A 13,111-nucleotide genomic window follows, 5' to 3' on the forward strand; every position below is an offset into this window, starting at 1 on the left:
AGACCATGAATGTTCATGACAAGCCGCCCCGCGGCAGCACCCACGCCGCTCCCGACGTCACCACCGGCCCCCTTATCGGCAGCCGCAAGGTCTATTCGCCGCCGCCCGGCCGCAAGGACCTGGCCGTGCCTTTGCGCGAGATCGCTCTGAGTAACAACGAGACCTTCTGGGTGTACGATCCGTCTGGACCGTATACGGATGATGCCGTGGACATCGACGTGAAGCGGGGGCTGTCGCCCGTGCGTGCGCCCTGGATCGCGGTCCGCGGCGGGGTCGAGACGTATGAAGGCCGCGCCATAAAGCCGGAGGACAACGGCAATGTGGGCGCAGCGCATCTGGCGCAAAGCTTCGAGGCTAAGCGCGCGCCGTTGCGCGGCCTTCCCGGTGCCCCCGTAACCCAGCTCGAGCTCGCCCGCGCGGGCATCGTCACCGACGAGATGGTCTATGTCGCCCATCGCGAGAATATCGGCCGCGCCCGCGCCGCCGAGGAAGCTGGGGCGCGGCTTCAGGACGGGGAGAGCTTCGGCGCCGCCGTGTCGGACTTCGTCACGCCCGAGTTCGTGCGCGAGGAGGTGGCGCGGGGACGGGCCATCATCCCGGCCAACATCAATCACCCCGAAAGCGAGCCGATGATCATCGGCCGCAACTTCCTCACCAAGATCAACGCCAATATCGGCAACTCCGCCGTGACGAGTTCGGTCGAGGAAGAGGTGGAGAAGATGGTGTGGGCGATCCGCTGGGGTGCCGACACGGTCATGGATCTGTCCACGGGCCGCAACATCCACACCACGCGCGAATGGATCATCCGCAACGCGCCCGTTCCGATCGGGACGGTGCCGATCTATCAGGCGCTGGAGAAGGTCGACGGCGATCCCGTGAAGCTCGATTGGGAGGTCTACAAGGACACGCTGATCGAGCAATGCGAGCAGGGCGTGGACTACTTCACCATCCATGCGGGCGTGCGGCTCGGCTATATCCATCTCACCGCCGACCGCGTGACCGGCATCGTCAGCCGCGGCGGCTCCATCATGGCCAAGTGGTGCCTCTCCCGCCACAAGGAGAGCTTCCTCTACGAGCATTTCGGCGACATCTGCGACATCATGCGGAAATACGACGTGTCGTTCTCGCTCGGCGATGGGCTTCGTCCAGGGTCCATCGCGGATGCGAACGATCGCGCGCAGTTCGCCGAGCTGGAAACGCTCGGTGAGCTGACGAAAATCGCCTGGGACCGCGGCTGCCAGGTGATGATCGAAGGGCCGGGCCACGTGCCCATGCACAAGATCAAGGTCAATGTGGAGAAGCAGCTGCGCGAATGCGGCGAGGCGCCGTTCTACACGCTCGGACCCCTCGTGACCGATATCGCGCCCGCCTACGACCACATCACGTCCGCCATCGGGGCCGGCATGATCGGCTGGTTCGGCACGGCCATGCTTTGCTACGTGACGCCCAAGGAACATCTGGGCCTTCCCGACCGGAACGACGTGAAGGACGGCGTGATGGCCTACAAGATCGCCGCGCACGCGGCCGACCTCGCCAAAGGCCATCCGGCGGCGCAAGCCCGCGACGACGCCATCTCGAAAGCGCGCTTCGAATTCCGCTGGGAGGACCAGTTCAACCTGTCGCTCGACCCCGACACGGCGCGCCAGTTCCACGACGCGACCCTGCCGAAAGAGGCGCACAAGCTTGCCCATTTCTGCTCCATGTGCGGACCCAAATTCTGTTCCATGGAGATCACCCAGCAGGTGCGCGACTACGCGGCCAAGCTGAACGATGCGGGCATGCTCTCAAGCAGCGAAGCGGTCGAGCAGGCCCGCAAAGAAGGCATGGACGAGATGAGCGAGAAGTTCCGCGAGATGGGCAGTGAGGTCTATGTGGAGGGGGGCGGATCGTAGACCGGCCCCGCGCGGTTACCTTCGCGCCGTCATTCCGGCGAAAGCCGGAATCCAGCAATCTCCTACTTCGTCATGGCCGGGCTCGACCCGGCCATCCACGTATTGCCGCTAGGCGATGAAAACCGTGGATTGCCGGATCAAGTCCGGCAATGACAAGCAAAGTGTTGTGAGAGCGCGCAGGACGCGTAAGGCGGTCATTCCGGCGAAAGCCGGAATCCAGATATGCTAGGCACGGCGCCTAGGGCTCTGGAACGCCGCATTGATTATTGCGACTTTGTTCGGCAGTTTACTTGACGTGAGCTGAGTTCGCCAAGGATGGCATGGACGAGACGAGAGAAAAGTTCCGCGAGATGGACAGCAAGGTCGATGTGGAGCGGAAGCAGGCGAAGGCCCTCATGGCTCAGCAGAAGGCGCGAGACGCGGTGGACATTCGCATCGGCAAAGAGATTGTGCGTTTCCTTGGAGCCGGCGCAACGATGCTGCTTGTCTTTTGGCTAGTATTCACACTACAGATTAACTGGCCATTGAAACGTGTGAGTTCCAATGGCCTCGGATTCGCGTTCGCTCTGGCGGTTTTTCCTGGGTCCATGATTGCTGTGCCAATCATCCTCGGCCTATTGGCGTTAGACCGTGTCTGCGGAGTGGTTCGCGTTCCATGGAGCACCATGGTCTACGCAATTCTGGCGTTTCCAGTCTGTCTGATCGGTGCCGCGCGTATGGCTCCCGACAGTGTCGCCGGGGGAATGGATCAGATAATTTCGGCAGACAATCTCCGGCGACTTGTACCTTTTGCGGCGATGGCGCTTGTGCCTATTGCTTTGTCCCTAGTGTGGCCTAGACCTCCAGCAGCAGTTGCTGCGTCTTAGGCTTGATGTCTCGAGCCCGCCACTATCATTCCCCGTTCCGCTTCAGGTGGGTCGCAGCTATGACTCCGTAAGGATCGGAGTCAGCGGTAGCCCCTATCGTCTAAAGAGATGAATCTCACAACGTAGGGTGACGGCCGCGGCCAGTCCCGCCTTATCCCCACCCCCTCTGACTGGCCCCATACTCCACCCATCCCTCGTTCATGAGGACACGAGCTGCAGACCGTCTGCTCTCGGGGCGGGGGACGTGGCGCCCGGCGTGGCGCGGTACAGAAGGGCCAATCTCGGACGCACCATTCCCGATAAGCCCGGACCACCGCGTCGCGGCTGACGGACCAGCTTCGGGGGTCTCTACTCCACCTGCCTGCGATGGAACGCGTGGGCCTTCGGGTGAGGCATGCGATCCCTATGCGCATGCCTGAGCCACTGAGGTAAGCGGCGGCATGAGGCTCTAAAATATCGCTGCAGCGTTCAGGGGTGTTCGCACTTCGAGACGCCATGCGGGGCGCCGGGAGGCTGCCCATACTTTTTTTGCGCAACGGACGGGCTTTCGGTGCCCCGCACGTCCTTTTCGGGACGCGTTTCCTTCGAATACCCTCGTGCCGACGCGGCAACGGGGCGCTTTGGCGTGGATGGAGCGGCACACTCCGGTGTCATACCCGCGCAGGCGGGCATCCAGAGGGGTTACTGGATCGCCCGGTCAAGCCGGGCGATGACACGGAGAGAGCTTTGTGGTGGCGTTGCCACTTGGTGTCATTCCGGCGAAAGCCGGAATCCAGGTATGCTAGGCACGGCGCTTTGCCCCCTGGATACCGGCTTGCGCCGGTATGACGTGAGGCACGGCGGAGCGCGGCGAGGTCGATGTGGAGGAGTGAGGCTCAATGCGCTTACACACCTTCGATACTGCGAGAGCCGTAGGCGCCCTTGCCATTAGCCTCGTGATCGTGACGCTCGGCGCAGCCGCGCAGGCGCAAGACGGGCCTCCAAGCGAAGAGTGGATGGCGCATTGCGCGCGGAACCTGGCGCCGGAGCAATTGCCGGAAAAGGTCGTCCGCGCCTACTGCCAATGCATGGCTGGCATCGGCGAGGAGGCGGATATGCTCGCCTGGTCGCAAATCCAGCTGGAGCGCTCCTACCCGCCGGCCCATGTGCAGTGTCACGAGGCGGCGCGGAAGTAGGGCGTGCCGCCCCGTGTCACCCCATGGCGACGCGCACGGCGGCCTTGCCGTGTTTGGCGCGGTCCATGTAGAGGCTCCATAAGGCGAAGGCGATCCAGCCACCGCTGAAGATCAGGCCGCCGAGCAGGATGAACTCGCCGGGGATAGGTCCGAGGCTCGCGCGCTGTACGAGCTCCGAAAAGCTCGTGACGGGCGTGGGGTCGATCGTGATCTTGCCGTAATAGGCGATCGTCTGGATGCTGAGGATCCAGATATAGTTGCGGCGCAAGCGCCGGCCGATCGCCCGCGCGAAGGAGATGTGGTGATGCGGCTCGCGATAGTCGCGGGCGAGGACTTCGCGCCAGTCGGCGACCGGTTTCATGTGGTCGCTGTCCAACATGGGCGCATAGAAATTGTTCTCCATCCAGCGCGCGCGGGCGCGCCAGACGTTGAAGTAACGGTAGCGCCGCGCTTCGAAAATCAGGAAGACGATGCAGAGAATGCCCGCGAGCAGGAGCGGGAGCGGCGAGGCCTCGCGGCTCGAGAAGGTGATCGAGAGCGCGATCCCGAGCGTGACCACGGCCCAGTTCGTCGTGTTGTCGAGGCGGGTTCGCCAGATCGTGCTGCGGTAGACCTCGCCGCGATACAGATGCGCGAGCGCGCCGACCGATGCCCCGTCGAACTCGTACGGGAGCGAAACTGCCCTGGGTGCTTCCATGCCCTGACCCACGTCTTCTTTGCTCTCACCATAGCGCCTTTTTGGCGATCAGGTCACCCTGGATGGGTCAAGCTACGAGGTGATGAGGGGAGAGATGTCGACGCCGGGACGCTTCCGTGCGCCCATTGCCGCGCTACGCCCCATACACGCGCCGGGATACGAACGGCGCGGCGAGATTGAGCAGATAGGCCAGCATGGCGTAGCCGGGCGAGACCAGGCTGATGACCATGGACAGCACGGCCGAGGCGATCAGGAGGCCGAACTCGACGCGCCCGTCGGCCGGGTCGTCGTGGCCGCTGTCGCGCTTGGCGGCGCGCGAGATGAGAATCCCCGTCACGGCGAGAAGGATCATGTTGGCGCCGTAGAGCCAGACGGCACCGGCTACGTCGTAGCGGCTCACCGCCAGCATCGAGAAGGGCAGCACCGTGACCCAGAGCAGATGGAACAGCGTGGCCCGCGCGTAAGCCGTGCTCGCCATCTCAGGTTCGTTCGTCTGCTTCGCGCGGCCGAACCAGAAGGCGACGAGCACGAGGAAGGTGATGAGATAGGCGATGAAGGTGTCGGACAGCCTCGCGAGCCCTTGCAGAAAGTCTTGGGTCGTCTTCGGGTCGAAGTCCTCAGGCAGCTCGATGTTGAGCACGAGCAGTGTCATGGCGAAGGCGAACACCGCATCGGTCAAAGCATCGAGCCGGCGCGTGGGGACGACCCCGGCCGCGTCCTTCATCGTGTCCGACACCTGCGTCTCCGTTTCTGCACCCGTCCAGCGGCCACAGCGTTGCAGCGTCCGTCATCCTCGGTCCGAAGTCCCGATTCGGTCAACTGTCGGCTCTCGAAGCAGGGCCGTCGATCCTTGCTCCTTGCGCAGTCCAGGTGGAGCGTGCCGACGGACGGTGTGAAACCGTGATAGCGTTGCATGAGAAGCCGCGCGGCCGGGAGGGGTTTCAATGCCGCCAACACGTGTCTCTGCGGCACATGTGATGGGAGGTCTTTCGATGACGGAGATGTCGAATGACGAAGTAGCGGTGCGTGCTGCCGTCGATCGGTGGGTCGTGGTCTTGAATGCCATGCTGAACGGCGATCCGAAGCCACTCGAGGATCTCTATTCCCACGCGGACGACGTCACTTATATGGGCGCCGAAGGCACCTTCCAGATCGGTTGGGACGCGACCTGTGCGGATTGGAAGGCCCAGGCTGAGAACAGCACCGGTGGACAGGTCGAGGCCGCGGGGGTCCATGTCGTCGTCAGCGGCAACCTGGCGGCGGCACAGCATTACACGCGCGGCCAGGTGCGGCAGCCCGACGGGCGGATCAACGAGACCAATGTCCGGGAGTCGAGCGTGTTCCGCAAAGAGAATGGCGCCTGGAAGATGATCGCCCATCACGCCGACGGCTTACCCTATTGGGAAAAGGCCTTCGCATAGTCTCGGTGGCGCGTGCGAGGCTTCGCGGTCTTTCCGCGACCGTCTCGCGCCGCGCATGCACCTTAAGCAACAAAGGCGCCTGGCTGATCGCCAGGCGCCTTTGAAACCAAGCGAGCCGAGTCGGGTGCTAATTCTTCTGACACGCCGGATCGTCGGGATTGTTCTGGCAAGGGCACCAAGAGCCTTCCGCCTTCTGGCAGTTGTTGCCGATGGCCGTCTTCTGCCGCTCGCCGCCGGCCCATTCTTCCGCGTCGATACTGTTGTTCGTGTCCTTGTCCATCATCGTGAAGGTCGGGTTCATCGTCGGATCGCCAACCTTGGACTCGCACGAGGTCCACTCCGAGCGGCTGACCGTGCCGCTGCCGTCAGCGTCACAGGCCTTGAAACCGTCAGACCAGCTGGCGGCGACTGCAGGCGTTCCCGCAAGCAGAACAAGCGCAACGAGAGCAAGCCAAAATTTGGACATTGCGTTTTCTCCCTAGTATTTGTTGACTACCGTTTAATGCCGTCGCTCAGCGCAGGCGGCCGTCTCCACCGCCACTTTTCAGCGACCCTACAACGGGGGCCTTCTTCCGACTCTTTATCAAGGGCAAGACTTCCAAATCCGCCGTAGGACAGTATCCGAACCGGGCATGGGAGAGATCCGCCTCCCGTGGAGGCCGGCTTGAGCGGAGGCGCACAGGCGCAGCCGTTCTGCGTCGGGAAAAGTCACGTATACTGATCGAACCGTGTTCGAAGGGATCAAAGATGCGCGCGATCATCATCGAAAAGGGCGAGGGCGGAACCGTTGCCCGGCTTGGGGATTTTCCGGAAGACGATCTCATGGAAGGCGACGTCACCGTCCGGGTGACCCATTCCACGGTCAACTACAAAGACGGCCTTGCGATCACGGGAAAGGCACCTGTGGTGCGCCATTTTCCCATGATCGGCGGGATAGATTTCGCCGGCGTGGTGGAGACATCGCACCATCCGGACTTCAAACCGGGCGATCCGGTGGTCTTGAACGGTTGGGGCCTCGGAGAGACCCATCTCGGCGGCTACGCGGAATTGGCGCGCGTCAAAGGCGACTGGCTCGTGGCGTTGCCGCAAGGTCTTTCGCCGGCGCAGGCGATGGCGATCGGGACGGCCGGCTATACGGCGATGCTGTGCGTGATGGCCCTCGAGCGTTACGGGGTGACGCCCGATCGGGGACCGGCGCTCGTGACCGGCGCCGCGGGCGGCGTGGGATCGGTGGCCGTGTCGCTCCTGTCGGACCGGGGCTGGCGGGTGATCGCCTCGACGGGGCGGGTCGAGGAGGCCGACTACCTCATGTCGCTTGGCGCGAACGAGATCATGGACCGCTCGGAGCTCAGCGGCCCGGCCAAGCCGCTGGGGAAGGAGCGTTGGGCCGCCACCGTCGATACTGTCGGGTCGACCACGCTGGCCAACGCCCTGTCCATGACCGCCTATGGGGGCGCCGTTGCCGCTTGCGGTCTGGCCGGCGGCATGGATCTGCCCGGCTCGGTCATGCCGTTCATCTTGCGCGCGGTCGCGCTGCTCGGCATCGATTCCGTCTACGCACCGAAAGCACGACGCATCGAAGCCTGGTCCCGGCTGGCCCAAGAGCTCGACCGCGAGAAGCTCGCGTCGATGACCCGAACAATCGCTTGTGATGAGATCATTCCGGTCGCCCGCGATATTCTGGCGGGTAAAGTCCGCGGCCGCGTGGTGGTGGAAATATAAGAAGGGCACAAAGGAAGTCGCGCGGGATCGGCGCCGGGCTTCAGCGAGGAAACACCGATGAGCGATTTGAAGTTGACCTATTTCGACTTTCATGGCGGGCGCGGCGAGCCGGCGCGGCTTGCCCTATCCATGGGCGGCGTTCCCTTCGAAGACGACCGGGTCGCGTTCGCGGACTGGCCGGAGCGCAAGGGCAGCATGCCCTTCGGCGCCATGCCGGTGCTCGTGGCCGATGGAAAGGTTTTGGCGCAGTCGAACGCGATCAATCGCTACGTCGCCAAGCTCACCGGGCTTTATCCGTCCGATTTCTGGCAGGCAGCGTTGTGCGACGAGGCGATGGATGCGGTGGAGGACGTCACCAACGAGATCGTGCGGACGATGTTCATGCCGGACGAGGAGAAGAAGGCGCGGCGCGAGGCGCTCGCCGAGGGCATGATCCCCCTCTACCTCAAACGGCTCGGCCAGAATCTCACCGCCCATGGCGGGCGCTATTTCGCGGACGATCGCCTCACCATCGCCGATCTGAAGGTCGCCATGCTGATCCGGCAGTTGCGATCCGGCATTCTGGATCACCTTCCGACGGACCTGCCGGACCGGGTCGCGCCGGAACTGGTCGATCACTTTCAGCGGGTGATGAAGGATCCGCCATCAAGGCCTACTACGCCAAGCGCGGCGTGGAGGTCTGATCGGCAGGTATATGGAAAGGTCCTCGGTGCAACGGATTCTGCCAGGGTCTTGTCACAATGTCCGAGGTCAGTCGTGGTAGTATGTTTGACCAGCGCCGTTGAAACGCTCTCTTTGTTGGAGGGGCTATGCCCGGTTCGGCTCTGCGCACGGCAATCGTGTTGCTCTCGCTCGTGTCCATGACAACCGGCGTCTTGGCGCTCGATCCCGGGCAGTCGGTGCTGTACTGCACCGGGGCCAAGTTCGGGGAGGACAACGCCAAGACCATCGAGGGCTGCACCAATCTGATCAGAGAGGCGACTCCACTGCTGGAAAGCGGCGAGCCGGACCCAACCGGGAAGGCGAACTGGTACTTCTCGCGTGGGTTTGCCTATGCGCGTAGCAGCGACTACGAACGTGCCGTCGCCGATTTCAGCAAGGCGATTGAAATCAATCCTGATATTGATGGTATCGTCTACCACTACCGCGCCTTGGCCCGGTCGAAGGCGGGCGGAGACGCCGACCAAATCAAGGCGGATCGGACAAAGGCGTGTAGCCTGGACAAAAAGTACTGCTAGCAAACGACCTACGCACCGCTCCGCTTACGCGTCGGTTTGTTCAGCCAGAGGGGGCTCGTTCATGCGGGGATCCCTGAGTATCTCTCGGTTGTTTGTCAGCGGGAAGACGCTGCGACCGGCCGCCGGGACCGCGGCACGGAATTAACGTAACGCGCTACCGGGCGCGGCCGACATCATGGGACAGCCAAGCGTCTTGCGAAACGCTTCGATGAGGTCCTGGCGGTTGTTGGCCGTGATGTAGAGACCGCCGGTTTCCTCGGCGAGGCATTTCGTGTCGAGGAAGCTTTGTGCGCCGGTCCAGCGGAAGCTCCGGAGCTGATAGCCAATCACATGAACGGTGAGCTGCCGGCTCTTTTCCTTGAGGAGCTTGCCGAGTTTGCACGGCTCGCCGCCGCAGGTTTCCTCGCCGTCCGTCAAGAGCACGATCGTTCCAGCGGTGGATTTGTAGTCGAGAACCTTCGCAGCCGCCACCACCGCGGTGACGAGCGGCGTCTTTCCGGCGGGGTTGATGGCGTTGACGACCCGCAAGATGCGCTGTCCTGCGTTCGGTTCGGGCGGGAAGTTCAGCCGCACATTGCATTGCTGATAGGGCCCTGGGCCGTAGGTGATGAGACCGATCTTGCGGAACCGCGTGACGCCGGGGAGGACTTCGGCGAGGGCCGCGCGCACCTCGCCGATGCGGGACTTGTCGCTGAACAGGCCCTGGACCGTGTTGCCCGCCATGGAGCCAGAGGCATCGAAGACGATCATCGCATCTTCGGTGCAGTACGGCCGGGCCTCGTCGTCGGCCGTCGCATTTGGAGCCGCGGCCTCTTCCGCCGTCGCCGCCATGCGGCTTGCCACGGTTTGGCTTCCAAGACCTACGAGCAGCGCAAACGCCGCGTAGCGTGCAAGTCGTAACGGCATGGTTGTTCCGCAGCCTGAGCCTGAGCTGGTCCACTATAGCAAAGGCTGCGGGGCGCGGCAGAGGCGTCATCGATGATCACAAAATCCTGATGTGGCGAGATTCCACAGCAGGAACCGTTCTCCAGGCGGCCCTGATGTTTGCTCCGGCTTCCCGGTTCGCAATCGTCCCCATGTGGCCTCTGCGCCGTCGGCCGAGCCAGGGCGTTTCGGCTCACGGAGCCTTCGGTGGAGGTGCTTCGGGCAGCTCGATCCGCCGGCCGGTCAATGACACGGCGATGGTGCTGGGTGCCTTCGACAGCGCATCGGCGCTTTGCGCATCGGCGTTCAAGGGCAGGAAGCCGAGCGTGCCTGTCAGTTCCATGGTTTCCGTCTCCGGATCATAGGTTCCGGTCGCGTCGATCCGCGCAAGCTGGCCTGCGTCGCCTTCCGCGTCGGGATAGGCGAAGTCGAGCGTCGCGGCCGTCAGGCGCACGGTCCCGTCCGTGTCGACGCCGTCGCAGCGCCACGTGCCGGCGCTGTCGCCAAAGGGACGGCTGTCCATTGCGGCGCCTGCCTGGTCCGAGTCGAACAGCAGCGCATGGCCGCCATTGGTCAGAACCAGGAGGCTCCGGCTCGTGCCGGTCCGGCCGTTATTGTCCAGGTCGTTCTTGGTGAGATACGTGCCGACGGCCTTGCTGCAGGTCCCTTCGATCTCGGCGGACGCGGGAAGAGGCAGTAGCGCGGCTGCGGTCACCAGAGTGGCGCCAAGTGTCTTTGTGATGTCGGTGGCATTCATGATCGCATGTCTCGGGGTGGCTTCCGTATGCTGAAGACTATCGCAGAGGCGCCCGGCGCCCAAGCGGCGGTGCGAGTGAACGCGTGAGACTATCAGCGGGGTTGCGCATGCACGAACCCGCGTGTGTTCCGTTCCGTGAGGTCGGACGTGGTGTCTATGACGGGTCCTTGTTGCCGTTGATCCAGCGCATGTGATGCCGGAATTGGACAGGCGATAGCCCGGCGGCTCGGCTGAAGGCGCGGGTGAAGTTGGCGTGCTCCGAATAGCCGAGCGTCAAGGCTACTTCGGTGATCGTAAGATCGGTATGCTCCAGCAGGGCTCGAGCGCGAGTCAGACGAACGCGCTCCAAGAGGCTGCGATAGCTGAGGCCCTCGCGATTGAGATGGCGTTGAAGCGTGCGAACGCTGATCCCTGCCATGGCCGCGGTGCCGTCGATGTCCGTCCTGCCGTCCATGAGTCGAAGAACGCTGATCGCAAAGATCGATCGCAGCGGCTCGTCGGTGACGGGAAGAACGTCTTGGATCTCGAGATCGAGGGGGGTGATCCGTTTGCCGATCCGTTGCGGACGCTGCTTGGAGATGAGTGCGATGGGAACGGCGATTCCCACGGCGGGCTGCCCGAAACGGACAGGCCCAGGCATAAGCGGCTCCACGATGCCCGCATCCGCATCGCGCGGATAGTCGAGCTCAATCCAAGACGGTGCCCACTCCGCTCCCACGTACAGCCGGATCAGACTGAGCATGGCGGGAACCGCGTGGTCCGAATGTTGTGTGTGCGTCTTGTTCGGTTGACTCCGCTCGTATCGCCAAATGACGAAGGCGCCTTCGGCCACGAGGCGGCTACGCGAGCCGCTTTGATGGAAGTGGAGCACGTCGCCGATGCGCCGCAGGGCCTCTCCCAAGGTCGGGGCTTGCGCGCAATACTGCATCCACAGGCCGTAGGACTGAGGTTGCAAGCGTTCCCCGACGCGCAAGCCGAAGTCGCGCCGGGCCGTGGCCTTCGCCGCACGTTCGAAGACGCGCACCAGCGCTGCCATGGGAACGAACAGGTCGTCGCGATCCGCCGTGACGAGAGGAAGGCCCTCCGCATGAAATGTCTTTTGGAACGCACGTTCGCCCTCCCAATCGACCAGCAACGTGCGCAACGGACCGAAACCCGTTGGACGCGTGAGCGGTGTCAGGGGTCGTTTCAATTGCGGCGCCGCGGACTTGGCCTACTCGGTGGCGTAAAAAGACAAGCGAAAAAACTTTAGGCACGCGGCGCGTCCGAAGCAACGGGTATCGGTCGCGTCTTGCTCAAGTCCGCGCAGGTGCACGAAATTTCGCTCTAGCGGGTATCCGGTCCGCCATGGCCGCGGCGCGGCGTTTTGCAGCCGGAATGAAGCGGCGATTGCCCCGTCCAGCGGGTGAAGGCGCGGGTGAAGTTGGCGTGTTCGGAATAGCCGAGCGCGAGCGCGACTTGCGTGACGGTCAGGCCCGGCTGATCGAGAAGCTGTTTGGCGCGCCGCGTGCGGATGTGATCGAGCAAGGCGCGATAGCTGAGTCCTTCGTCGCTGAGGCTGCGCTGGAGCGTTCTGGCGCTGATCCCGGCCAGTTGGGCGGTTCCGTCGATATCGGTCTTGCCCTCCATGAGCCGCAGCATCGCGAGCGCGGCGATGGACCGGAGCGGTTCGTTGAAGAATTGGACCGGGTCCTCCGATTTGATTTCGGCGAACGTCACGGCTCGATCGGGCGCGATCCGCGGCGCGGTGAGCGCCGTTGCCGGCATCGCGATGCCGATGGCGCGGGTGCCGAAGCGGACGGGCGCCGGCAAGCGCGATTCGATCTCGCCGGCGTCGGCGTCGCGCGGGTAGTTCAGCTCGAACCACGCCGGCCGCCACTCGGTGCCGAGGTAGAGCCGAGCGAAGTGCAACAGGGGAAAAAGCAGGTGGTCCGAGTGTTGGCGGTGAGGAACGTTGAGCGTGTGGGCGTAGTGCCGCAGGACCGCGTGGCCGCCCTCGCGCTCCAATGTCACGACGGCGCCGGCCTGCTGGAAATGCACCGCGTCGCACATGCGATTGATGGCTTCGCCCAGCGTCGGCGCGGAGCCGCAATACTGGGCCCATGGGCCGTAGCTGGGATAAGGCATGCGCTCGCCAACCCTCAGTCCGAAATCCCGGGCGCCTACATGCCTTGCGGTACGTTCGAAGATACCGAGCATGGCGGTGTGCGGGACGAAGAGGTTGGTCTTCTCGGCAGCGCCAAATCCGATGTCATGCGCCTGGAAGGCGCGCTGCAAGACGAGCTCCCCGACGGCGTCGATGACCATTTTCGGCAATGGACCGAGCCCGGTCGTCCGGGTCACCGGCACTAGTTTGCGTCGTACCATGTTTCCCCGTTTGCGCATCCCGCAGCGCTACGCCTGGCCGAACTGTTGCTTG

At 63.6% G+C, this 13,111-nt stretch carries 14 protein-coding genes; 7 read left to right on the top strand and 7 right to left on the bottom strand.

Going from position 1 to position 13,111, the window contains the following annotated elements; translation table 11 throughout:
* The first annotated feature begins 5 nt into the window (after positions 1-5).
* The 3 genes from thiC to AUC68_RS04640 all read left to right on the top strand — a co-directional run bounded on the left by thiC (position 6) and on the right by AUC68_RS04640 (position 3,933).
* Entirely contained in the window at positions 6-1,892 is a 1,887-nt protein-coding gene (gene thiC / locus AUC68_RS04630) for a phosphomethylpyrimidine synthase ThiC (RefSeq protein WP_069436575.1), read from the top strand.
* Positions 1,893-2,212: 320 nt separating this feature from the next.
* Entirely contained in the window at positions 2,213-2,758 is a 546-nt protein-coding gene (locus tag AUC68_RS04635) for a hypothetical protein (protein ID WP_069436576.1), read from the top strand.
* Between the two features lie 878 nt (positions 2,759-3,636).
* A complete protein-coding gene (locus AUC68_RS04640) occupies positions 3,637-3,933 on the top strand; it encodes a hypothetical protein (protein ID WP_141701089.1) in 297 nt (98 codons plus the stop codon).
* A gap of 16 nt (positions 3,934-3,949) precedes the next feature.
* Here the strand turns inward: AUC68_RS04640 and AUC68_RS04645 are convergent, their stop codons facing one another.
* Both AUC68_RS04645 and AUC68_RS04650 read right to left on the bottom strand, forming a co-directional pair.
* Positions 3,950-4,630 (bottom strand): DUF2270 domain-containing protein, encoded by a 681-nt coding sequence (locus AUC68_RS04645; protein WP_069436578.1) that lies wholly within the window; start codon positions 4,628-4,630, stop codon positions 3,950-3,952.
* A 133-nt stretch (positions 4,631-4,763) separates the two neighbouring features.
* Positions 4,764-5,366, bottom strand: a complete 603-nt coding sequence (locus AUC68_RS04650) for a TMEM175 family protein (protein ID WP_141701090.1) — start codon at positions 5,364-5,366, stop codon at positions 4,764-4,766.
* 256 nt (positions 5,367-5,622) lie between these two features.
* Here AUC68_RS04650 and AUC68_RS04655 point away from each other — a divergent pair, with 256 nt between their 5' ends.
* Positions 5,623-6,051 carry a YybH family protein gene (locus tag AUC68_RS04655; RefSeq protein WP_158008229.1) on the top strand — a complete coding sequence of 143 codons (429 nt, stop codon included), beginning with the start codon at positions 5,623-5,625 and terminating at the stop codon, positions 6,049-6,051.
* Positions 6,052-6,178: 127 nt separating this feature from the next.
* On the opposite strand, the gene AUC68_RS04660 is transcribed toward AUC68_RS04655, so the two are convergent.
* Positions 6,179-6,517 carry an EF-hand domain-containing protein gene (locus AUC68_RS04660; protein WP_069436581.1) on the bottom strand — a complete coding sequence of 113 codons (339 nt, stop codon included), beginning with the start codon at positions 6,515-6,517 and terminating at the stop codon, positions 6,179-6,181.
* Positions 6,518-6,798: 281 nt separating this feature from the next.
* On the opposite strand from AUC68_RS04660, the gene acuI reads away from it, so the two are divergent.
* Genes acuI through AUC68_RS04675 form a run of 3 tightly spaced genes read left to right on the top strand, consistent with a single transcriptional unit; the run spans position 6,799 to position 9,011 of the window.
* Positions 6,799-7,773 carry an acrylyl-CoA reductase (NADPH) gene (gene acuI / locus AUC68_RS04665; protein ID WP_069436582.1) on the top strand — a complete coding sequence of 325 codons (975 nt, stop codon included), beginning with the start codon at positions 6,799-6,801 and terminating at the stop codon, positions 7,771-7,773.
* 57 nt (positions 7,774-7,830) lie between these two features.
* Positions 7,831-8,637, top strand: a complete 807-nt coding sequence (locus AUC68_RS04670; protein ID WP_141701091.1) for a glutathione S-transferase — start codon at positions 7,831-7,833, stop codon at positions 8,635-8,637.
* A gap of 11 nt (positions 8,638-8,648) precedes the next feature.
* Entirely contained in the window at positions 8,649-9,011 is a 363-nt protein-coding gene (locus AUC68_RS04675; protein ID WP_158008230.1) for a tetratricopeptide repeat protein, read from the top strand.
* A gap of 141 nt (positions 9,012-9,152) precedes the next feature.
* On the opposite strand, the gene AUC68_RS04680 is transcribed toward AUC68_RS04675, so the two are convergent.
* The 4 genes from AUC68_RS04680 to AUC68_RS04695 form a co-directional block, all read right to left on the bottom strand.
* The gene (locus AUC68_RS04680) at positions 9,153-9,917 is read right to left on the bottom strand and encodes a vWA domain-containing protein (RefSeq protein ID WP_083240418.1); all 765 of its coding nucleotides are present in this window, start codon (positions 9,915-9,917) and stop codon (positions 9,153-9,155) included.
* Between the two features lie 211 nt (positions 9,918-10,128).
* Entirely contained in the window at positions 10,129-10,692 is a 564-nt protein-coding gene (locus AUC68_RS04685) for a hypothetical protein (protein ID WP_069436584.1), read from the bottom strand.
* 154 nt (positions 10,693-10,846) lie between these two features.
* Positions 10,847-11,884, bottom strand: coding sequence for an AraC family transcriptional regulator (locus AUC68_RS04690; protein WP_083240419.1), 1,038 nt, complete (start codon positions 11,882-11,884; stop codon positions 10,847-10,849).
* Positions 11,885-12,018: 134 nt separating this feature from the next.
* Positions 12,019-13,059 carry a helix-turn-helix transcriptional regulator gene (locus AUC68_RS04695; protein WP_158008231.1) on the bottom strand — a complete coding sequence of 347 codons (1,041 nt, stop codon included), beginning with the start codon at positions 13,057-13,059 and terminating at the stop codon, positions 12,019-12,021.
* Positions 13,060-13,111: the final 52 nt, after the last annotated feature.

It is taken from the genome of Methyloceanibacter methanicus (genome assembly GCF_001723285.1).
In the GTDB taxonomy this organism is placed as follows: Bacteria; Pseudomonadota; Alphaproteobacteria; order Rhizobiales; family Methyloligellaceae; genus Methyloceanibacter; species Methyloceanibacter methanicus.

What these genes read in the sequence shown, in the direction of transcription:
- thiC (WP_069436575.1), top strand. Translation starts at nt 6, where the DNA reads ATGAATGTTCATGACAAGCCGCCCCGCGGCAGCACCCACGCCGCTCCC.
- AUC68_RS04635 (WP_069436576.1), top strand. Translation starts at nt 2,213, where the DNA reads ATGGACGAGACGAGAGAAAAGTTCCGCGAGATGGACAGCAAGGTCGAT.
- AUC68_RS04640 (WP_141701089.1), top strand. Translation starts at nt 3,637, where the DNA reads ATGCGCTTACACACCTTCGATACTGCGAGAGCCGTAGGCGCCCTTGCC.
- AUC68_RS04645 (WP_069436578.1), bottom strand. Translation starts at nt 4,630, where the DNA reads ATGGAAGCACCCAGGGCAGTTTCGCTCCCGTACGAGTTCGACGGGGCA.
- AUC68_RS04655 (WP_158008229.1), top strand. Translation starts at nt 5,623, where the DNA reads ATGACGGAGATGTCGAATGACGAAGTAGCGGTGCGTGCTGCCGTCGAT.
- AUC68_RS04660 (WP_069436581.1), bottom strand. Translation starts at nt 6,517, where the DNA reads ATGTCCAAATTTTGGCTTGCTCTCGTTGCGCTTGTTCTGCTTGCGGGA.
- acuI (WP_069436582.1), top strand. Translation starts at nt 6,799, where the DNA reads ATGCGCGCGATCATCATCGAAAAGGGCGAGGGCGGAACCGTTGCCCGG.
- AUC68_RS04670 (WP_141701091.1), top strand. Translation starts at nt 7,831, where the DNA reads ATGAGCGATTTGAAGTTGACCTATTTCGACTTTCATGGCGGGCGCGGC.
- AUC68_RS04680 (WP_083240418.1), bottom strand. Translation starts at nt 9,917, where the DNA reads ATGCCGTTACGACTTGCACGCTACGCGGCGTTTGCGCTGCTCGTAGGT.
- AUC68_RS04685 (WP_069436584.1), bottom strand. Translation starts at nt 10,692, where the DNA reads ATGAATGCCACCGACATCACAAAGACACTTGGCGCCACTCTGGTGACC.
- AUC68_RS04695 (WP_158008231.1), bottom strand. Translation starts at nt 13,059, where the DNA reads ATGGTACGACGCAAACTAGTGCCGGTGACCCGGACGACCGGGCTCGGT.